Source organism: Bacillus glycinifermentans (assembly GCF_001042475.2).
GTDB lineage: Bacteria > Bacillota > Bacilli > Bacillales > Bacillaceae > Bacillus > Bacillus glycinifermentans.
In genome coordinates, this window is sequence record NZ_LECW02000082.1 from 38,128 (window position 1) to 57,636 (window position 19,509).

Annotated in this window: 20 protein-coding genes and 1 pseudogene; 16 read left to right on the forward strand and 5 right to left on the reverse strand. The window is 36.2% G+C overall.

Going from position 1 to position 19,509, the window contains the following annotated elements:
- The first annotated feature begins 4 nt into the window (after positions 1-4).
- The 5 genes from AB447_RS24465 (at position 5) to AB447_RS24485 (ending at position 5,447) form a co-directional block, all read left to right on the forward strand.
- A complete protein-coding gene (locus AB447_RS24465; RefSeq protein ID WP_048354140.1) occupies positions 5-1,288 on the forward strand; it encodes an ABC transporter permease family protein in 1,284 nt (427 codons plus the stop codon).
- Complete coding sequence (locus tag AB447_RS24470) at positions 1,288-1,953, forward strand: ABC transporter ATP-binding protein (protein ID WP_048354139.1); 666 nt, start codon at positions 1,288-1,290, stop codon at positions 1,951-1,953. Before AB447_RS24465 ends, AB447_RS24470 begins: the two co-directional genes overlap by 1 nt.
- Before the next feature lie 122 nt (positions 1,954-2,075).
- On the forward strand, positions 2,076-2,369 hold the full coding sequence (locus AB447_RS24475) for a hypothetical protein (RefSeq protein WP_053075391.1): 294 nt from the start codon (positions 2,076-2,078) through the stop codon (positions 2,367-2,369).
- 29 nt (positions 2,370-2,398) lie between these two features.
- Entirely contained in the window at positions 2,399-3,067 is a 669-nt protein-coding gene (locus AB447_RS24480; RefSeq protein WP_048354137.1) for an SEC-C metal-binding domain-containing protein, read from the forward strand.
- A 1,027-nt stretch (positions 3,068-4,094) separates the two neighbouring features.
- Positions 4,095-5,447, forward strand: a complete 1,353-nt coding sequence (locus AB447_RS24485; protein ID WP_048354136.1) for a replication initiation protein — start codon at positions 4,095-4,097, stop codon at positions 5,445-5,447.
- 711 nt (positions 5,448-6,158) lie between these two features.
- Here the strand turns inward: AB447_RS24485 and AB447_RS24490 are convergent.
- The 4 genes from AB447_RS24490 to AB447_RS26025 all read right to left on the reverse strand — a co-directional run bounded on the left by AB447_RS24490 (position 6,159) and on the right by AB447_RS26025 (position 8,686).
- Complete coding sequence (locus AB447_RS24490) at positions 6,159-6,548, reverse strand: helix-turn-helix domain-containing protein (protein ID WP_053075390.1); 390 nt, start codon at positions 6,546-6,548, stop codon at positions 6,159-6,161.
- Positions 6,549-6,959: 411 nt separating this feature from the next.
- Complete coding sequence (locus tag AB447_RS24500; RefSeq protein ID WP_048354134.1) at positions 6,960-7,340, reverse strand: DUF2606 family protein; 381 nt, start codon at positions 7,338-7,340, stop codon at positions 6,960-6,962.
- 2 nt (positions 7,341-7,342) lie between these two features.
- Complete coding sequence (locus AB447_RS24505; RefSeq protein WP_057957791.1) at positions 7,343-8,305, reverse strand: trypsin-like serine peptidase; 963 nt, start codon at positions 8,303-8,305, stop codon at positions 7,343-7,345.
- Between the two features lie 204 nt (positions 8,306-8,509).
- Positions 8,510-8,686 (reverse strand): hypothetical protein, encoded by a 177-nt coding sequence (locus AB447_RS26025; RefSeq protein ID WP_156416020.1) that lies wholly within the window; start codon positions 8,684-8,686, stop codon positions 8,510-8,512.
- 793 nt (positions 8,687-9,479) lie between these two features.
- On the opposite strand from AB447_RS26025, the gene AB447_RS24520 reads away from it, so the two are divergent.
- Both AB447_RS24520 and AB447_RS24525 read left to right on the forward strand, forming a co-directional pair.
- Positions 9,480-10,343 (forward strand): hypothetical protein, encoded by an 864-nt coding sequence (locus tag AB447_RS24520; RefSeq protein WP_048354131.1) that lies wholly within the window; start codon positions 9,480-9,482, stop codon positions 10,341-10,343.
- A 217-nt stretch (positions 10,344-10,560) separates the two neighbouring features.
- Entirely contained in the window at positions 10,561-10,740 is a 180-nt protein-coding gene (locus tag AB447_RS24525; RefSeq protein WP_048354130.1) for a hypothetical protein, read from the forward strand.
- 653 nt (positions 10,741-11,393) lie between these two features.
- On the opposite strand, the pseudogene AB447_RS27135 reads toward AB447_RS24525, so the two are convergent.
- Positions 11,394-11,790: pseudogene (locus AB447_RS27135) on the reverse strand (hypothetical protein).
- 398 nt (positions 11,791-12,188) lie between these two features.
- Here AB447_RS27135 and AB447_RS26030 point away from each other — a divergent pair.
- The 9 genes from AB447_RS26030 (at position 12,189) to AB447_RS24560 (ending at position 19,395) form a co-directional block, all read left to right on the forward strand.
- Complete coding sequence (locus tag AB447_RS26030; protein WP_156416021.1) at positions 12,189-12,341, forward strand: hypothetical protein; 153 nt, start codon at positions 12,189-12,191, stop codon at positions 12,339-12,341.
- 535 nt (positions 12,342-12,876) lie between these two features.
- Positions 12,877-14,046 carry a competence protein CoiA gene (locus AB447_RS24535; RefSeq protein WP_048354129.1) on the forward strand — a complete coding sequence of 390 codons (1,170 nt, stop codon included), beginning with the start codon at positions 12,877-12,879 and terminating at the stop codon, positions 14,044-14,046.
- Positions 14,047-14,485: 439 nt separating this feature from the next.
- A complete protein-coding gene (tnpA, locus tag AB447_RS24540) occupies positions 14,486-14,899 on the forward strand; it encodes an IS200/IS605 family transposase (protein ID WP_048354127.1) in 414 nt (137 codons plus the stop codon).
- 686 nt (positions 14,900-15,585) lie between these two features.
- Positions 15,586-15,819, forward strand: coding sequence for a hypothetical protein (locus tag AB447_RS24545; RefSeq protein WP_057957793.1), 234 nt, complete (start codon positions 15,586-15,588; stop codon positions 15,817-15,819).
- Between the two features lie 33 nt (positions 15,820-15,852).
- On the forward strand, positions 15,853-16,095 hold the full coding sequence (locus AB447_RS24550; protein WP_048356560.1) for a hypothetical protein: 243 nt from the start codon (positions 15,853-15,855) through the stop codon (positions 16,093-16,095).
- 916 nt (positions 16,096-17,011) lie between these two features.
- Positions 17,012-17,167: a hypothetical protein gene (locus AB447_RS26035; RefSeq protein ID WP_156416022.1), complete on the forward strand. Its 156-nt coding sequence runs from the start codon at positions 17,012-17,014 to the stop codon at positions 17,165-17,167.
- 217 nt (positions 17,168-17,384) lie between these two features.
- A complete protein-coding gene (locus AB447_RS24555) occupies positions 17,385-18,518 on the forward strand; it encodes a Rap family tetratricopeptide repeat protein (protein WP_057957794.1) in 1,134 nt (377 codons plus the stop codon).
- Positions 18,508-18,651: a hypothetical protein gene (locus tag AB447_RS26040; protein WP_156416023.1), complete on the forward strand. Its 144-nt coding sequence runs from the start codon at positions 18,508-18,510 to the stop codon at positions 18,649-18,651. The genes AB447_RS24555 and AB447_RS26040 overlap by 11 nt, the downstream gene beginning before the upstream one ends.
- Before the next feature lie 282 nt (positions 18,652-18,933).
- The gene (locus tag AB447_RS24560; protein ID WP_048356194.1) at positions 18,934-19,395 is read left to right on the forward strand and encodes a NucA/NucB deoxyribonuclease domain-containing protein; all 462 of its coding nucleotides are present in this window, start codon (positions 18,934-18,936) and stop codon (positions 19,393-19,395) included.
- The last annotated feature ends 114 nt before the right edge of the window (positions 19,396-19,509 follow it).

Below are 19,509 nucleotides of genomic sequence, written 5' to 3' on the forward strand. Positions count from 1 at the left end.
ACTAATGGTGTTAAAAGAATGTTGGGAGAGCATAACTTCAAAAAAGTTGATTACCGCTTTAGTCATTCTGGAGCTAATTGTTCTATCGTTTTTTATGTCAATATTGTTTTTAGTTTATCAAAAGTCTGAAACACATGCTGAAAGTTTTATGAACTCTTTTGATAACCAGAATGTTTACCAAATAGATGATCAATTACGGGATGAAAAGGAAGATGCCTTCCTAAGTGATCCGGCAAATGTAGAAAAACTTCGTGTGTTGTATGAAAAGTTTGATTCGACAGACCAATTTAAGTTTTTGAATATCATCCAACAACCAATCGGAGTCCTCGATTTTAAAGGGGATCAAACTTTATTGGCAGGGTACGAAGAAAACAGTATTATTGAGCCGTATGAATCTGAAATAGATCATCAAATATACGATACTGTAAAAGCTGTACAGGTGAATAAACAAGCTATTGATTTACTTAATATTCAATTATCAGAGGGTAAGCCGCTCCCGAATGAAGCATTTAAATATAAAGAAAACTCCAAGATTCCAGTTTTACTCGGTTCCAGTTACAGAGGGATCTACAATGTTGGCGATACCATCACTGTTGAATACTTATTTAAAAAGATGGACGTCCGAGTAAGTGGATTTATGAAAGAAAACACGTTTACAACAATTGGCCAAGACTCTCAAGTTTATTTAGACAGATACATGGTCTTGCCAATGATGCATTTTGATCACGTCGAGCGGAACGACAAAGAGTTTTATGATTTTCAATGGAAAGTTTTGCTCCACAGTGTCAATGGATATATCGTTACCCCGAAAGACAGTTTGAAGACTACAAAGGAAGTCAATCAAATAGCTAGTCAATCAGGTTTCTCAGACTTCACGATCATTGGCGCTAATACGACGGGAATTGTTGTTTTGTCTAGCATGTTGGAGCAGAACCAGCAAATCTTAATTTTGATCACAACCACACTGGCCCTATTTGCGATGGGTACCATTTATTTTGTTTTAAGGGCAAAGTTAAGGCTTAACAAGAAAAAGTATGGAATTTATTTAATGGTGGGCTTAACAGCACAGCACATCTTATCCTTTATCTTTTTTGAAATCTTATTCCTATGTCTCTTCTCCTTTGCATTAGTAGCTTCGATGATGTCGCTCATACTTGGAACATTAAGTGCGGCCTATTATGTAGGTGGAATGGCACTTTCAGTCATGTTTAGCGTCGTGTTAGTTGTTCCGTTTTATTTAAAGTTTAAAAAACATCCGACACAAATGCTGTTGAAGGGGAGAGAATAATGGATTTGATCAAATTTAAACAGGTATCTAAGGTCTTTGAATCAGGTAAGCAGAGTAAACGGGTTCTAAATGAGATAGATTTAACCATCAAAGAGAATGAACTGGTCATGATTACAGGAAGAAGCGGAAGTGGAAAAACAACACTTCTGAACATCATAGCCGGTCTAGATAAGCCAACGAGTGGATCTTATTTCTATAAAGATATTGATATAACAAAAAAGAATTACAAACAACTGGCGAGTTTCAGGCAACATAGAATCGGTATTATCCTACAGAATTATCCTCTGATTGACGAGAAGAATGTATTAGAGAATGTGAGAATTCCCTTATGGAATAGTGGATTGACTAAAGAGGAGAAAAATAGGCGTGTGATCGAGTTATTGGATTATGTGGGGTTAGAGGATAAATTATCAGCTTATCCTAAAGAACTTTCCGGGGGAGAGGCACAAAGGGTAGCAACTGCAAGAGCATTAATTAATGATCCTGATTGTATACTTGCAGATGAGCCAACAGGATCCCTAGATGAGGAAAGTGAACAGATTATATTTGATTTACTTAGTGATCTCCATCGGCGAGGAAAAACAATTATCATAGTGACTCATAATAAGGAGTTAGCAGAACAAGGACAAAGACAAATACAACTTCATAATGGGGCCATATCGTGAGTTGAAAGAACAAGCATATCAAAACAGGTATGCTTGTTTTTTTGTTTTTAGCCCCAATGTAAAAACGTAGTATAATCAAGGGGTCTGTAAGTGTTTTGCTCGGGAGAAAGGAGCGTTCCAATTTGAAGGAAAAAACACATTTGAAAGCATTGGAAGGAAAAAGCAAAGCGGAAAAGAAGAGAATAAGACAAGAGTATGAAGAAGCAAAGAAACGATTGGAAAAGAAGCAATCTAAATATGTGACAAAAGAAAATAAAATGAGCAGACCTATGAGCAACAAAGAAAAAAAGAAAGCAGAAGCCAAGCGATTGAAGCGATATAACGATAGAGTATGGCGTGGGTGGCGAGAATCAGATAATCAGGTTTCTCCTGTTAAAACATACAGACTAGAGGATTTGAAAAAAGGTGAAGATTAAATCTAACCTAATAGGAGGGGCTTAATTAAATGTGTGGACGTAATGAACCTTGTCCTTGCGGTAGTGGTAAAAAGTATAAAAAATGTTGCTTGAATAAAGTAACCAATTCTTTTGAAGAATGGAAACAAAGAGCGTATCAAATATCAGACAACAAAATTCTGATTGAGACGTTCTTTGCAGTTTTCAACAGAGCAATGAGAAATAACTGGCGAGGAGCTTGCCATACTGTTTCAAGTATCTTATATGTTTTGCTCCGAGAGCAGGGAATAGAGGCGCAATTAAGAATAGGCTTTGTATCATTCAAAAAAGCTCGTGCAACATTCAGTCATTCTTGGATCACGATTGATGGGGAAACTTATGATGTAGCTCTATATCGAGCAAACCCCTTAACTCCGGGTAGTTATTTCACTGAAATCTCCGCTCCTATTTTTAAAGGGATCAATTTAGAGAGCTTTACAGAAACAGATATTGAGTTCGGTGTTCATACAGATTATGAAACAAAAGATAAAACGTATCAAAAAATGACCGAAACATCTGTCGGGAATTACATGATTGGATGGCAAGGTCATAAAATGGGGCTCTGGAGTGAGGTTATTGAGATTGCAACTAGGCTCGGGATCCATTTAGATTATGATGAGTTAAAATCCAAGTATCGGCATATCGTTTTTCAAAAAACGGTTGCTAAAGCTATAGAGTGAAGGGACAATGGAATCAGTTTGTAGCTGGATAACAGTCGGTTGTTCTTTATAGCTACTTAAAAGGGGTGAACCATTTGAGTATCTAAAAAGGGGTACCTAAACGGGTTCACCCATTCTAATCTTTTCAAGGCTACTTATACAGGGCGAGGATATGGATACATTTAAAATTGATTGGAAACAAGGAAGAGAATCAAATTTGATTTTGCTGTGGAGTCCGTTTAAGTAGCCGTTTTAGATTGTTATTAAGGGGAGTCATGGTGTTTATAGGGGAGTTCACCATTGTAGTGAGGTATAGATGAAAGAAGAGAGAAAACTATAGGGCGGAAAAAGGGTTAAGGTATCAGGAAGAGTCAAGTAACTGGTTAAAATCAAGGTCTTGTACAAAGGCTACTTAAAAGGGGTAAATGGGGTAAAGTAAGGATCCATGTTTTATATGCTTAAACTGTTTTTAATGTTTACTTTGTTTTCATGTTTAGGGGTACGGGAAAGCCTTATCTATCAAGTGATTGAGAGACTATTGTTCTACTAAAACAGTGTGAATGGCTACTTAAACGGTGTAATCCGCTAGAATAATAGTGTGAGAGGTTACATAGAGCGAGTGAAAGGTTACTTAAACGGGGTTAAAAGGTTACTAAATCGGTGTAAGTCTCCATAGGGGGTATTAAAAAGCTACCTAAACGGTGTGAATGATTGATGTTCTTATAAAATGGTTATACAAAACAGGCGGAAAATATGTTTGAAAATTGCTTTCTTGAAGTCATTTTGATGATAGAGGCAGGCGATATCAATCATTTGGTTTTATTGAAAAGAGGTAGGCCCCGTTTAGGTAGCCAATGGGTCAAAAAATTTTTTCACCCCGTTTAAGTAGCCTTTTAGGAAGTCTGCTTGATATGATGGCAAATATGCGCCCCGTTTAGGTAGCCTTAAATCCAACTGCCTTTTTAGAGGAAAAACCTGTCTAGACTTTCATGTCAATTAACCCTATATTCAAATATAATAGGGATCTAGGTTAGGAGGAGTGGTAGATGTGAACAATGATTTGCCAATGCCCCAACAACTCACCTTCGATGACGAATTAGCTGAAATTAAACCATATTATCTAGTGAACCAAGCTAACGATTTGATTAATTCGAGACAGGATCTATCGTTAACTGAACGAAGAATCATATACAGTTTAATCAGTTTAGTTCAGCCCGAAGATGAAGAGATGAAAACTTATGTCCTCCAGATTAAGGATTTAGCTAGGCTGGTTGGGATAAGTGAACACAGCTTCTATGAGAGGGTTGAAAAGAGCATAGACCAGCTACAAAGTAAAGTGCTGGTAGTTGAGAAATTTGATGCTAAAGGCAATCCGATCATCGTGGACAAAATCAACTGGATTCAACAGGCCACGTATTTAAAGGGAGAGGGTCTTGTCAGAATAAAACTTTCTGATGCCCTTGCTCAATATTTAGTCAATTTGAAAACGTCTTATACAAAATACAGGCTCTATAATGTGTTAAAGCTTAAGTCGGAGTATTCTTGGAGAATGTATGAGATCCTAAAAGAAAGAGAGCCGCTCCAAAGAAAAAGGATCCTACGTGTCAGCGAATTGCGACGATTATTAAACATTCCGGATGACAAGCTAACACAGACAAAAAACCTGAAAAAAGTGGTTATCGAAAAGGCGAAGGAAGAGCTTAAAGAGAAGACAGACATATATTTTGAGTATGAAGTACATAAAAAAGTCGGTAGACGGATCGATTCATTTGTGTTTTACGTTTATAAGAATGACCAGAATGTTCGGCAGTTCTTATCTAAGGATGCTGTTGATTTTGATGTCCGTGCCGTCTTAAGTCGGATTATGAAATATGGAATCAGCAAGTCCGTGGCTGTTTCATGGATTAAAGAGTACCATCCTAGATATATTGAGGAAAACCTTGATTACGCTATAGGAATGCAATCTCATTCAGGGAGTATTGAAAACTTAAGTGGCTACATCTATCAGACAATGAAGCATAACTACGCCGGATCCATTTATAGCTATGAAGATGATGAATACGAATCCTCCCTCTATGGAATGGCGGCAGGAGATTATGTTCATAAAGTCAAAGCGAAGACAGAAGAGGATATTGAACGCATCAAAGATCTTCTTAGTCGTTATAATCAAGCGATGTTAAAGACTTCTGATGACTTTCAAGCGCTTCAACAGTTAGGAAAAGAGCGGAAACGACAGCTTATTAGTCTGATCGATGAAATAAACGAAGGTAGAGTAAAACATGGTTATCCATGTTTGTCCCATTCGGATTTTAGTGGTTACGAGGAATTATTACCGTACTTTAACGAGTGGGAGAAGACTCCCACACAGGGATCCGCTGAAAGAGAGGAGATCCCTTATTAAACGCCAAAGCCCCCCTAAGCAATGCTTAAGGGGGGCTTATGTCGAGCAATCAATAGCGGCCATTAGATCATGTGGAACGACGGGAGAACGTCACCTGTTCTGTAATGCTACGGAGCGGGCAGAATCTAGGAATACACCTGAAAATGCTCTTTAAGCGAAGTTGAGACAAAAAGAGCCTAAATGTGAAAATGGCTTATTTACAGCATGATATAGAAGCGGTGACGGCAGGGCATAATTTTTCCCGGAAATACCAGAGACTGTTTTCATGTATTTTTTTATAATGAATTCACAATAACAAATAAGTCCGGAAACATGTGATTAATTAACGTCAGGTGTCTGTGTGTCAGCCGTGTTTTTGGTGAGTTATTGTGTTTGTATAAAAGACCATTATTAAAGAGTTTCTTTAAAAGAATCTTTAATAATGGTCTTTTCTTTGGACGATTGGATATATAGATGCCAATTTACAAGGGGATATGGAATACTCCGAATTGAAAGAAGCCATAGAGGTTCTTGAAGAAGCATACATAAACAATGGAGAAAAACTAAGAGGAAGAGCATTTTTAATACATGGAATCCATGTGATGATGATTTAAGACCGAATTTAGGTAGTAGGCTGGCTGTAACTTTGATTTTATTCTGATCTGATATGAAGGGTTGGAAGCAAATAGCCCTTGCTCTTTGTATCTATGGAACAGCAAGGGCTCAGCGGGGTCATTTGTTATGTCTCATGGAGAGTAATTCTTCAATGTATGCAATAGCTTGCTCCGCCTCTTCTATTGTAAGAAGGGGTTCTCCATTATTTTGTTTTTTGTATTTTTGTGCGATTTCGTTCAGTTTAAGGTTAAGTTCAGAAGGAAATATTGTTAGATCTACACTCTTTTTTGGGTGACTGGAAGCGGCTATATTTTCGTTATCAACGAAATACTCCATTGGCACCTTGAACATCAGAGATAATTTGATTAGTGTATCTCGTCCGGGTTTTCGTTTATCTAGTTCATACAGAGAAACAGTGGTTTGGTGCTTCTTTAAGGCTAATGCTAATTGTCCTTGACTCCAATTTTTATCATCTCTCAATTTTTTGATTTTTTGACCTATACTCATTGATGTGATCCTCCTCTCCAATGAATCACCGCCGCTTTTGCATATCTGATATTCAAATTATATAGCATTTTTGACTTGTTTTCCGGCTAAAGACAATTTTTTGTCTCAGTTATACCTAAGAGGTTTTATGTCTTCTACATAGCGCTTGGGAACGGTCGGAATGAGCGATATGTAAGAAGGGGGATTGGTGGGGGGGAGCGGCCGTTGTTTTGTGGTGCAGAGGGGGATGGAGCCTTGGGGATCAAACACTCTTTGCCTTGATAATAGAAAAAGCCGTCCCGATACAGAGATGGCTTTTTCAAAAAGCTTATATTTTAATTTGGGACGAAAAAACAACAGCAACCATATTCATTTGATAAGGCTGTATGAGTCGGCTTTATCGCTTCTCAGTGAAAGGGAGCCTTTTTATATTTATTTATAAACTAAATCGATTGTAGTTGAATCTTCTGTTATATTGACTGTGTACTTACGGAAGTCATCCTCGGGTTTTGGGGCGTATAGAATGATTACATGTTCTCCTGTCTCTACCTCCCACTCAATGTTTCCATCTTTATTAGTAATTCCGATTGTATGCCCGATAGTCGCTCTCGAATTCTCTCTGTCAGGTTTCGCATCTTCTACAGCTCGTATGTTTTGAAGCGGCTTCTTGTCTTTATCGCTTACTTTAATAGTAACCGATGTCAAAATGGGTTTGTCCTCTTTTATAGGATGATCTTTATGATTGGTGTTGCTACAGCCGCAAATAATTATGAAAGACAGAGTGAGAAGGATAAAATTCGAGATGAATTTCAAAATCATAGCCCCTTCCAGTAGCTTATATTATCATATACAGACTTTGTAATTCGAGTACCGCTATTGTAAATGAAATTTTTTTTATCTCCTACCCAATGCTCCTTCGTATTAATCCCAACAGCCTTATTATTTGATTTATATACAGGGCCTCCGCTTTGTCCCGGTGATGTGTCTATCGTGTATCTAATAGTATAAGGTTCAGTCAATATTATTTCCCCGGAATGTTTCCACATTGTTCCTAGAGGTTTACTATCAGGGTATCCCTGAACAGTAACGTTTGTTCCAGAGAGGGTTGAGGATTGCCACTCATAACCTAACCATCCTACTGTGTTCCCCAACTTTCTCTCTACTTTAACCGCTCCATAATCAAAGTTAGGGTCTTGATATTCTGTCCAACCTTTAACAGAATATGCAGTGGTTCCCCAAACATGGCTATAAGGATGACTCTTACCGTTTTTTCCGGGAATAACTTTTACAGACTTTACCCAGCCGCCTTGATTTTTGTTATGTAAACAATGGCCGGCAGTAACAACTGTGTCAGGGTTCACAAAAAATCCTGTGCATTGAATAGGAGATTTAGATTTAGGATATCTTATTTCAAGATATGTGATAGCTCTATGAGGATATGTTGTCGTGTTATTGACTCTTGTTCTATTATCTTTTCCGATAACTCCATTGAGGGTAATTTCTTCAAGGCTGTTTTGTTTTTCGTCATAGGATCCATCTGTAGAAGGAGTCAAATCGCCTGTTCCTTCAAAAGCAGGAGAAGTGTTTTTGTCTCCCATAGTTCTCTTAAATTCTTGCATTTCTTCTTTGGTGATCTCTTTTCCATCACTTGATGTAGGGAGATCACGGTCATCAAAAGCCAGAACAGTAGTGCTGTTAGCGAAAAGGGCCATCGACAATAATCCTGAGAAAAAAGAGAATACAAGAAACCACTTTTTGAAGTTTGTACAGATTTTCACTTACAATACCTCCTATAATTAACTCGATTCCGAATATATAGAAGGTTATCCCTATCGTAAACCGAATAATGAAAAAATTTTCTTAATTTTATGTAAAGGCAAGTAAGGAACAGGGGAGATCGGTGGCTGTTCTGTGGTTGCTATGAGGTGACATAAGCCCGGAGTGAAGGGGAGTGAAGATAAAAGGAATACCCCTGAGAATGCTCAGAATCGTTTCTCAGGGGTTTTAGTCTCAAATGGATACTTCTTGCGGCCGGATAAAAACAATAACATTTCCGAAAAAAGTGATAGCATCATACTTGAAGTTGCAAGTCCAAGAACCACAAGGGGATTTAACAAAAGAAAAGCACCAATTGATATAATGCCAACAAAAGCAGTCACGCTTACGGCTCCTACTGCACTTACTCATTGGGCTACGCCCTTCACAATCCTTGAAGTGGGGGTATCCTACGTTAAGTTTAGATGAAATTAAACTTAATTCAATCTCTCAAACGTGAATTTCTTGCGTCTATAAGAAACAGTGAATGGTTCTCCGACTTTCGGAAGTTCGCCCTCATATTTTTTCCCAACCCACATCTCGATATATTCTTTAAAGATATGCCAATCAACCTCTTCAATTATCCATTCGTCTAAATCCGATTTTCTATTGTGAGCTACTTTATGATGTTTGATTTTCCATTTGCAAATCATCAAGTCATCATACCTTTCTGTATCAAAAAATGAAAACTTTTATGTTCACTATTCTAATTTAATTATAGTATATTATATACTTATCGTCAAAGAGGTGTGTATGAAAAGCTCATAATAGCAATTTTCGAAATGGAGCGTTAAGGAAAGATAAGATACCTTAGTGAAGTGTACTGGAATCAGCGATTGTTCGCTTTCCCCAAGAACCCCCTGACTTTAATCATGGGGAGTGGTCAGTTTAGACTTCTTTGAATTCATCTTCTGTATTAAACACTCTTGAAGCTGGGGAATGGGGAAATTTATCTCCACTTAAAATGCAAAAAGGGTAATTAATCATGAGGAAATAGTCATTATTTCGATCTTATTCGACAAAATATGTCAAGTGAATTTCTGTTAAATGGTTTTTTAGACCGATGTTATTTTTATCCACTCTAATTATTATAAAAAGGAGGATATTTGGTCTAATTGAAGATAGGAGGAAATTCATTTGAAAAAGAAAACAATCAAACTTTTGTTAGTCTTAATGGTTGCAATTGGGAGCTTTGCATCAATTGGTTTTGTGAGTTCTGATATTGCACACGCTAAAGATAGCACGCTCAAATATAAATCTGGAATTCTAGTTCACCGAGAAGGTAAACTGAAATACAAAAAACCTACATACTCAAATACTTTTGGTTATTATCAAATCGGAACGATTTTTACATCAATCACTACGTATCGATCAGGCAAAGTGAAAGCTACACTGCAATATAAAACCAAAAAAGGCTGGAAAAATTACAAGACATATTATGTTACAAAGAAAGGCAGTAAGTACTTTCATGAAAAAAGTTACCTTAGCCTGAAAACTAAATTCAGATTTAAATTTGAAAATATAGGTTCTAAAAAGGCTATTCCATACAACTTTATGTCAAATTCAAGATTAAAATTTAGCCAAGCTGAGGAAAAGGCATATGCTGATTTAAACCCTGCAAAAACCAAGGAGACCATACGAAAAACTAAATTTGGTGTAGACGTTAGCCGACAAGGAAATTTATTCTATAAAAAAGCCGTTTACACAAACACCTTCGGCTATGGATATGCATACAAAATGAACGGTGTCGTAACAGGATCTCCTGGTACATCAATTTGGCCCCAACGTTCTGGGAAAATAAAAGCCACATTGCAATATAAAAGCAAAAAAGGCTGGAAAGATTACAAGACTTTTTATGTTACAAAGAAAGGCATTACGTTCTTTAAAGTTAATGTTCGCAACCTTGACTTCAACACTAAATTCAGATACAAGCTTGAGAATATCGGATCGAAAAATCCTATCCCGTACATTTTCAGTTCAACTACGCCCTACAAATATTAAAATAAATCATTATTGTTAAAGGTTCCGCTCTCGGGGCCTTTTTTGATTCCTCTTTCTCTCAGTTATTATTTCAATTTGGTACAATTCCGCCTATCGACTTTATAAGTTGCATATCCCGATAGCTGAAACGAAATGAGACTCAGAAAAAAGCGGAAAAATAAAGGCAATTATCTACGCATCGTGGTAAAATTTTTAAAAAAAGGAAGGGATAGATGGTATGTTTGGAGACAAGAAGAAAGAAATTCAAGAATACTTGATTAAAGAAGGTTACGATATAAAAGAGTTTTTGAAAAAGAATGGTGATTGGTACTACTTTAAGGTCGAAACGTTTTGGTCAGGGGTTCACACTGTGAAAGTGAAACATGGATTTTTCGGCTATGATAAGCAAAAGGTTTAAAAATGAGATTAGGTACGTACCATTGAGGGGAGGGAGAGAACATGGTTGAAAGATGCTGTGAGAAGCCATTCCTTAAGCTATGCTTAATAGTAAACATGCGATAAAACTTCTTGAGGGTACATTTGAAGAGTTTGGTTCATACATTTAAACCCAAGAGGACTCCAAAGCATGAGTCCTCTTGGGTTTACAGATTTTCCAAACGAGAAAGCCCATGCAGGGCGTAGCCCGTCTTTAGACATGGGATGATAGTGAGGGCAAATGCAGTGTACAGATAAATACCGAAGGTATGTTCTGTACATCAAGCATTTGAAATGGTATCATTTTCATATAGACAAGCAAAAGTCTCTAAAACACTCTCGTTCGTTGAAAACTAGATATAGTATGGGGTTTTGCGAACAAAGTCATTTCGCACGTAAAACTATATGTGTCGTGAAGTACAACACGCAAAAACATGTAGAACGAAACCATCTGTACGTCATGGTCATAGTGCCGTAGCCTACGAACCTATATGGTCTGTCGTGGGAGTGGTGATGACACACCGCAATCTTGAAGGCTGTTCAAAACAGAAATGGACTGAGAACGCTTAGTCATTCAAGAATCCCACTGGCGTTAGCCAGCTTGCCTATTTATGGGTGGGAGTGTCAACGAGCATTTTAGAACCAGTCCGGCTCTTTATGTTCAAAACCATAAAATCCTTTGATTTTGGCATCTCCACAACCAGACACTTTAGTGATATTCAAATAATGGTTTCTAGACGGATGTCCCTCTACTTTGTCCGTTGCACTAAAGTCAAAATGATTCCCCGTAAACTCTTTCTCACTAAATGTTAAAAGGTCTCCACCTAGCGTAATTCTCTGCAATTTAATGTTTAGGGTACATCCTTCTGCATTAAATATTGTAAATCTGTAGAACAGCCAAGTTGGGTGAATTATTTCGATTATTGTCGTCTCCCATGAGAAACCCAATGTTATCTTCAGTCATTGTGAAACTCACTTTTGTCTGTTCTTTTTTGATTTTTGCCATCGAGTTCTGTACATTGAAATTCAGCATTAATAATAGAGATAACATTGTACAAACTATAAATTTTTTCATGAAAAATCCCTCCCTTTCGTTTACATATTATAACACTAATTCAAATTAAAGGAAATTGGTGGAGCGATGACACAAAAATGCATGAATTGCGTTATGGAAGAAAGAGGCCATAAGCATGTTGTATTGAAGAGAAAGTGCCCGATGTTTTAAGTTGCTACGGAGAGCAAGATCTTGACTAAGTTTAGAACTTAATAAAATTTCTCTGGAGAAAATGAAGGGGCTTTTGCAGTCCAAGACTTAATTCGATCAGTTGTTTTCTATACGGGAATCTAACCCGGCTAGACCTAGATAATCCAACGGCTTTGCTATCTACGACTCTTAACTTTCAATCTTTATTAAATATTTGGAGGTTCAAAATGGATGAGGATAAACTGCAAGTTATAGAAATAACCGTTTATTGCCTATCCCTGTTGTGCGTGGTGGCTTGGTCATTCTCCCCCGAATCAATTCAAGAGAAGCCGGGAAAAGAAAAAGATGGCGATTTGGTTGATGACTCCCTTCCCTTTTAAAACAGAGAGAAGAGAAAGAACGCAGTAAGACGACGTTAGGAACCCCTCACAGTGTGTGAAGGGGTTTTTGAGTGTACGTAAGGGGGGCACTATAACGCTATGTAGCGGCAAAAATGCCAGAGGATTAGACTCGGAGGAATGAAGGGGAGCGGCCGCTGTACTGAGAAGACAGAAGATCGATATATCGTATGGAGTCTAATAATAAGAAGAGAGTCCGCTCTCATTAAAGGGCGGATAAGTTGTCGTCATTAATGTTACCGCTCCTTTCTCACCCATTTGCCTAAAACCCCTCAGAAGTGAATCTGAGCATATTCTCAGACGTGTTTATCCCTGTTCGGGGGCGTTTTAGCACTGGATTGGAGGACTTGTATTTGATTCTCTAAAAAGGCGACTCATCACACCGCCTAGAGATGGGCGAATTCACACTGATTAGGTTAAAATAGAAGAAGGAAAATATGTGCATAATTGGATGGTGCAATGAAGGAACAATGTATTTTTTCTCAGAAAGAAGGGGAGAACACTGCAAGCAAAAGCGATGAATGAATCCAAAGAAATTGTCTATGCATGGGAAGAGTTATCCAGAGGCGACCTCTATTATTGCCCGCATTGTTATAGTGAAATGATATATAGGAAAGGCGAAATAAATCGCCCTCATTTTGCTCATAAAGCTTTAGTCGACTGCCCTTTTTCAGGGGATAATGAGAGTAAAGAGCACTACGATATGAAAAAGATTTTTTTTAATTTTTTAAAAAATAAATATCCTAGCCTAACAATTGAGCTGGAAAAGTGTTTAATTCCAAATAGAAGAGCTGATATGGTTATTTACGGACAGTCTCAAACGCTCGTTGTAGAGTTCCAAGCTTCCAAAATAGAATTTAAAGACGTAAAAGAACGAACTCAGGATTATAATAAACTTGGTTATCCTGTTCTTTGGATTTTCCATATCAACAGATTTGGATACGAACAGTTTCATAATGAGAAAAAACGCAAACAAATCCCGTATGAATTAGTAGAAATGCTTCGATTAGATTCTCTTTTTGTCATGGACAGTAAGGGATTTATTCAAAAATGTTCCGGCAAAAAAACACCCAAGACAAAAAAGGTTTGTGAATACAGGTTCTTTCCAGTGAAAATGGATTTCAAATTCAATAGAGTCATTCGAAGAGACAATAATAAATCGTTATTTTTATGTCAATTGGGAAAAGATTCGATTTATAGCAAGAAAAATTTGTATTATGGCTATGGTTATTTGAAGACAGGGAGCAAAAACCTCTTTTCTAAATTAAAAGAGCTCCTTCCTTCCGCTTTCTTCAAGATTGAAAAACTCAAGCGTTTTAATAATTATGTTGCTTTTCTTCTGTTCATGGAGGATGAGCGGATCCAAATAAAGAGTGCCGAGTTGTTTTTGTCAAAAAAGAATGTGGAGACCGAGTCGATCATAGATCATTTCAAACGGTCTAATCAGCCTCAAATTTCGAAAGTTTCAGTTCAGAAACCGAAGATGGATCAAAAGAGTGACAAAAAAGAAGATGTGCCGAGAGTTTCTAACATTGTTCAAGCCAAGTCTCCAGAGAGACATGCTAATATTCAGGACTTTAAAAGCAATGATTACAGCAACAATCCATTAAAAGAAAAAATCAATAAAAATAAACGATGGCTGACTATTATTCTTAAGTCAATTAAACAGCTTTTTAAATTCAAATAATTTCATAACAGATTCAGTTTGCGTCTTGTTTGAACGAAGTAAAGGTGATTAGAAGGATTTATCGTCTCGGGAACAAAGGAGATCGCCGCTGTTTTGATTTGATATGGAGCGGCAGAAAAATGTAGAGAAAAGAGGGGGTATACCAAGTATGAGTGACAAAAAATACGAGTTTATATGGTGGTATACGACATTAGTAATGTTTCTATTAATGATTTTGAATAATTTTGTTATGAAAATTGAGATTTTAAATGTTATTATTGCGGCTGTATACATAGTGTTTATCAGTTCTCGACAGAAGACTTCCACTTCAAGGAATGTGTAGGGCGTAGCCCAATGAGTAAGTGGGAGATGAATATCGGTTAGGCGTAGCCTAAGAGTTGTCTCTTTTTTTTGTGCCATGATATAATCAGTCTTATGTGAACGAAAGGTTGATAATATTATGATATTAGACAGTAATAACCATTCAGTGTTCTCGCTGTATTATCACTTAGTGTTAGTGACAAAGTATCGCCGAAAAGTGATTGATGATGAAATATCAGAATACGCAAAACAAACATTCGTTAGAATTGCTGAATCTTATCATATCACGTTGATAGAGTGGAATCATGACGAAGATCATATTCATATCAAGTTCAAATCACATCCAAAGACAGAGCTGACTAAATTCATCAATGCTTACAAAAGTGCCAGCTCCAGACTGATAAAACGTGATTTCCCAACAGTAAAAGAACACCTATGGAAAGAAATGTTCTGGTCGAAAAGCTTCTGTCTTTTGACAACCGGAGGCGTTCCGATTGAAGTCATCAAGCAATATATACAAAGCCAAGGGCAAAATAAAAGAGAAGATAGGTGAATCCTGTGGAACGATTGAAAGCATACAAATTTAGACTTTATCTATCAGAGGAACAAGAGATGTTTTCTCGAAATCGTTTGGCTGTGTTCGAAAGGAGTGGGCTTTATAGTTCGGAAAATCTTTAATTCCGTTATGGAAAAGCTGTATTTATGCCAAAAGAAAAGGCCGCCCATTGATGGGATGACCTTTTCTCATAATGCCAAAAAAGAAATATTCAGCAATTGACCACCCTTGAGACCTGGAAAGTTACAGGGGTAGTCTATTCAAAAAAAGACACAAAAGAGCTTTGGCCGCTAATGGCCTGCTTTGTGCGATTGACTCGACTGTTCCCAGCAGTCGAGTCTTTTTAGTTAACATCATGACATTAAATAGTCAGATGATAAAAATATTGCAATACTTTTATTATCCATTTTATCATCAATATTATATTTTAACAAGTGGATGGCAGTTCAATGGATGAGTACGGGTTAAATAACGGGCCAGCATGGTTGTGCTTGAAGGAAAAGTTTCTGAGTAAGTAATTGAGATAAAGAGAGGATGATTTAATGATCGCTCTCTTCTTTGTTTATTTTGGTTATGACTTTTCGGGTCGAACTTGACAAAAAGTATATATAAATATATAATAAAATCGAAATACAGAGTTGGTTGAATAAAATGCATATTTTAAACAGAATGGAGCGGCTAAAGTGAATTATAGATTAGACTACGCAGAACCTCATATTGTAAAAGAAACACAGTTGAGTAATAGCACCCATCAGTCTTACAGATGGGTAACTATAGCGGTATCGGAAGATTTAGGAGCATTAAAAGAGTTTTATGAAGAACATAAAAAGAAATTTAACCAAACAGACTATAGAATCGAAGATAGTCGAAATGGTGAAATTGTTCTAAAAGATTATATAAATTTTAGAAGTATATAAAACAACAATTTTACATAGGAGGAAATGGTATATATGAGTATCAAAACTCTTTACGGTGTAGTGTTAAAATCCAATAACGGCGGGGAAAAGATGAGTAGTTTTTTATTTAAAGATAGTGCGCTTAATGAAGCAGAAAAACTTGTAAGCCTTATAAAATCAAGTAGTAAAAAAGGGTTTAAGGTTTATCTTTCTGACTTAGAATATGACGAATATAAAAATGTTATACTGTCGGATTCTCTAATAGACAGTAATTCAGAATTGATTTTTGAAAACTAAAGAATAAAACAAGAATTTTAAACAGAAAGGGAAATGATGAAAATGGAATTTATTAAAACAAATAAAAACACTTATGAAGCAATGAAAATTATTGAATCAACATTTAACTGTGTAGGAACTATGAATACATTTTAGATAATGAGGTTATTGAAGGTTATGAATATAAGGAAGTAAACGAAAATAACAAAGATGAATTTACACCAATTGTAAAAGTTGAATGTACCGAATGGATATTTCTACGCAACAAATTATAAAAATGATGTTAAAAATCGACTGTAAGATTGTATAAAACAGCAGTTTTAAAGGAATTAAGAACAGGACCTATTTTCAGCGTTTCGAGGCTGAGAAACGCTGAAAATAGGGTATAAGAAGGTTTTGAAGAGAGCGGTCTAACAGCCGCTCTCTTTTTTGTTAATTGCGGAGTTGACTCTCTGAGTTTTTATTGACAAAAAGTATATTAAAAATTATAATTAATATAAAATTAAAAAACCATTAATAAATCAAATTGAAACAATTAAAGGTATTATAGCGAATCTTGAAAGAAAAATTGAAAATAATGAAACGCTTTATGATTCAGATGGATTGCAAGCTAGTGGAGTATATCTGGATTCATACTTAAATAAGCTAACGACCTATCAAAGGGCAATTGAACAGATGACTTCAGCTACGGAAGACTCCGGCGTCTAAAGTCGCAGGCTCCCTCCCTTGCCTTTTTCTTATGGAACGAAATGCGAGGAAGGCATTATGTGCTATGATGATACATGTTACGGTAGTCCGCTGAGAAAGGCAGGATAGAGGTTAAGAAACGTTGGAAAGAGATTGGTTCTAAGAGCCGCTCTCTTTTTTTGTTCCATCCGTTTGACTAAAAGTATAAATTGATATATAATATTATTAAAAATATATTGGAGGCTATAGAATGGATAAAAATGCTGTTGCTTATCTAAAGTCAGAAGGGTTTTCTGTGAAGGAACACAAAAAATTAAAAGACAAAACGGTCTTTATAGTAGAAAAAGATGGAGTTTATCAGTTGGGGTCTCGCATACCTCAAATAGGATATCTGTTTCATCATTAGAATTGTCATTGGAACAGGCTAGGCAAACCCTAGCAAACTTTAAATAAAATAGCGATAAGCCTTGCGAGAAAATATCAAGGCTTTTTTTGTACTCTTTTAGTTGCGGTATACCGAATATTTTCAATTCTTAATTTTCTAAGAATAGGAAATGTGATATCATTATACAATAACTGGATTGTAAGGTATTTAAGTTTAATAATGGAAGGGGATTCAATTCATGAAACAAAAAATTCCATCAGAAATAGTTGCTTCTAAAATGAACGAATGGTACTCCATGATCCGACTTAACAATGTGACCGATGCAGAATTCCTTAAAGCTGAAATAAAAAGAGAGATAGAGGATATGGAGGAAGATCAAGAAGTACTCATTTATTATAACTTGCTTGATTTTCGTCATAAAATCATGTTGAAAGATTTGAGACCGAACAAAGCTATAGACATAAGAGATTCTTTGGTGAATATTGAGTCAAAAAAAGAAAAGATTGAAAAAACCCAAGTTGATGAAATGATCAATTATTATTTCTGGTTCTTTAAAGGTATGTATGAGTTTAAACAAAAGAACTTCAATACGGCTATCACTTGCTATAAGATAGCTGAACAGAAACTCTCGTCTGTTACTGACGAAATTGAAAGAGCTGAATTTAATTATAAGATGGCAGAAGTTTATTATCACCTCAACCAGAATTACCTCTCTATGAATTATGCTACAATGGCGCTTGACACTTTCAAGGCTTACGAAACACTCAAAGAGAAAAAAATCTTTTGTTATTTTGTCATGGCTGGAAATCAAATGGACTGCATGAGATACGAAGAGGCTTTAGAGCCTTTTCAAAACGCTTTAATAGAGGCTAAAAATATTCAAAGCAAGTATTTATTAGCTTCTGCATACTTCAATGTGGGTAACTGTTATTTTTATTTGAAAAAATTTTCGGAAGCTTATGAATATATAAAAGAATCATTAACAATTTTTGAAACCGAAAGTTTTTCTCATGTGCCGAAAGCTTACTTTCAGTTAATGTATGTCTGCATTAAACAAAGAAATTATCCACAAGCATTAGATCTTTATGAAAAAGGGATAAGAAGCGCCAAGTCTTTAGAGGACAAGCAACATGAAGCACAACTCAATATTTTGAAAGGCGTATATCTAGATGAATCAGATCATAAGATTGTAGAAAAAGGATTTGATTATTTAGAGTCAAAATCCTTGTACGCTGATGTTGAGGAATTGGCAATAGATGCCGCCTCATATTATAATGAAGTTGACAGATTTGAAGAGTCAGCTCAGTTTTATCGAAGAGGTATTCTGGCAAGAAAACAAATTAGAAGGGGAGATGTGCTTTATGAAAAATAAGCTATTATTAGGACTTCTATCTTTTGCCGCAATTGCAACATTGTCAATAAATTTCGCTCTATCATCTAACTCTTATAAAGTTGCTGGAAAAGTGATCACTTCGAGCATTGAAACTAAATCTGAATTAGCATAAAGAGTACTTGGTCTTGTTTAAACTGCGTCAGTTTATAGAGGTATGTTTTCTCAAGATAAAGAGGCTATCTTATATGAAGCCTCTTTTTTAATTTTTCAAGGTCTCAATAACAAATCTTCTGTAGGTGTTAATCTTGGATTAGACGTATATGGGGATACAGGTCTCTGAAAATTAATGAAAACTGCTGTTGTACTTTGACAGCAGTTTATTTTCTGAAATCGATTTGACTAAAAGTATATGTTTTTATATAATTAAACTATAATAATAAACGAGGTGTTACTGATGAAAAAATTATTGTCAGTTATTGTGGTTGTCATAGCGATTGTAGCGGGGCTTTATAAAGTAGATGCTTCTTGGTTAAGTGACATAATTGGTTCAACGAAAAATGAAAAAGTAGCCCAAGGAACATCGAGCGAGACATACGACTATAAAATAAGTTTTCCGTCATCGAAGTATCCAGAGACTGCTAAGCATATAAATGATGCCATTGCTAAAGGTGCTTCTAAGATATGCACTATTGATCGAGATGGAGTGGAAGAGAACAGAAAAGAATCGTTAAAAGACGTTCCAACGAAGCGGGGATACGACAGAGACGAGTACCCAATGGCAATGTGTAGCGAAGGTGGAGCGGGAGCTGATATTGAATACATATCTCCGGAAGATAATAGGGGTGCAGGATCATGGGTATCACATGAATTGCATGAATTGCCGGATGGAGCAAAGGTTTTATTTGAAGTCAAATAGCAATACATAGCAGAAAGAAGAAACGATAATGGTTTCTTCTTTTTGTTACTATATTTTTGATTTATTATTTTTAAATCAATCAATAAAAAAATGATATAATAAAATTTAGTTGTT

Excerpts from the sequence above, each read along its gene's own strand:
- AB447_RS24465 (WP_048354140.1), top strand. The coding sequence starts at position 5 with ATGGTGTTAAAAGAATGTTGGGAGAGCATAACTTCAAAAAAGTTGATT.
- AB447_RS24470 (WP_048354139.1), top strand. The coding sequence starts at position 1,288 with ATGGATTTGATCAAATTTAAACAGGTATCTAAGGTCTTTGAATCAGGT.
- AB447_RS24480 (WP_048354137.1), top strand. The coding sequence starts at position 2,399 with ATGTGTGGACGTAATGAACCTTGTCCTTGCGGTAGTGGTAAAAAGTAT.
- AB447_RS24490 (WP_053075390.1), bottom strand. The coding sequence starts at position 6,548 with ATGAGTATAGGTCAAAAAATCAAAAAATTGAGAGATGATAAAAATTGG.
- AB447_RS24525 (WP_048354130.1), top strand. The coding sequence starts at position 10,561 with ATGTTTGGAGACAAGAAGAAAGAAATTCAAGAATACTTGATTAAAGAA.
- AB447_RS26030 (WP_156416021.1), top strand. The coding sequence starts at position 12,189 with ATGGATGAGGATAAACTGCAAGTTATAGAAATAACCGTTTATTGCCTA.
- AB447_RS24535 (WP_048354129.1), top strand. The coding sequence starts at position 12,877 with ATGAATGAATCCAAAGAAATTGTCTATGCATGGGAAGAGTTATCCAGA.
- tnpA (WP_048354127.1), top strand. The coding sequence starts at position 14,486 with ATGATATTAGACAGTAATAACCATTCAGTGTTCTCGCTGTATTATCAC.
- AB447_RS24550 (WP_048356560.1), top strand. The coding sequence starts at position 15,853 with ATGAGTATCAAAACTCTTTACGGTGTAGTGTTAAAATCCAATAACGGC.
- AB447_RS26035 (WP_156416022.1), top strand. The coding sequence starts at position 17,012 with ATGGATAAAAATGCTGTTGCTTATCTAAAGTCAGAAGGGTTTTCTGTG.
- AB447_RS24555 (WP_057957794.1), top strand. The coding sequence starts at position 17,385 with ATGAAACAAAAAATTCCATCAGAAATAGTTGCTTCTAAAATGAACGAA.
- AB447_RS26040 (WP_156416023.1), top strand. The coding sequence starts at position 18,508 with ATGAAAAATAAGCTATTATTAGGACTTCTATCTTTTGCCGCAATTGCA.
- AB447_RS24560 (WP_048356194.1), top strand. The coding sequence starts at position 18,934 with ATGAAAAAATTATTGTCAGTTATTGTGGTTGTCATAGCGATTGTAGCG.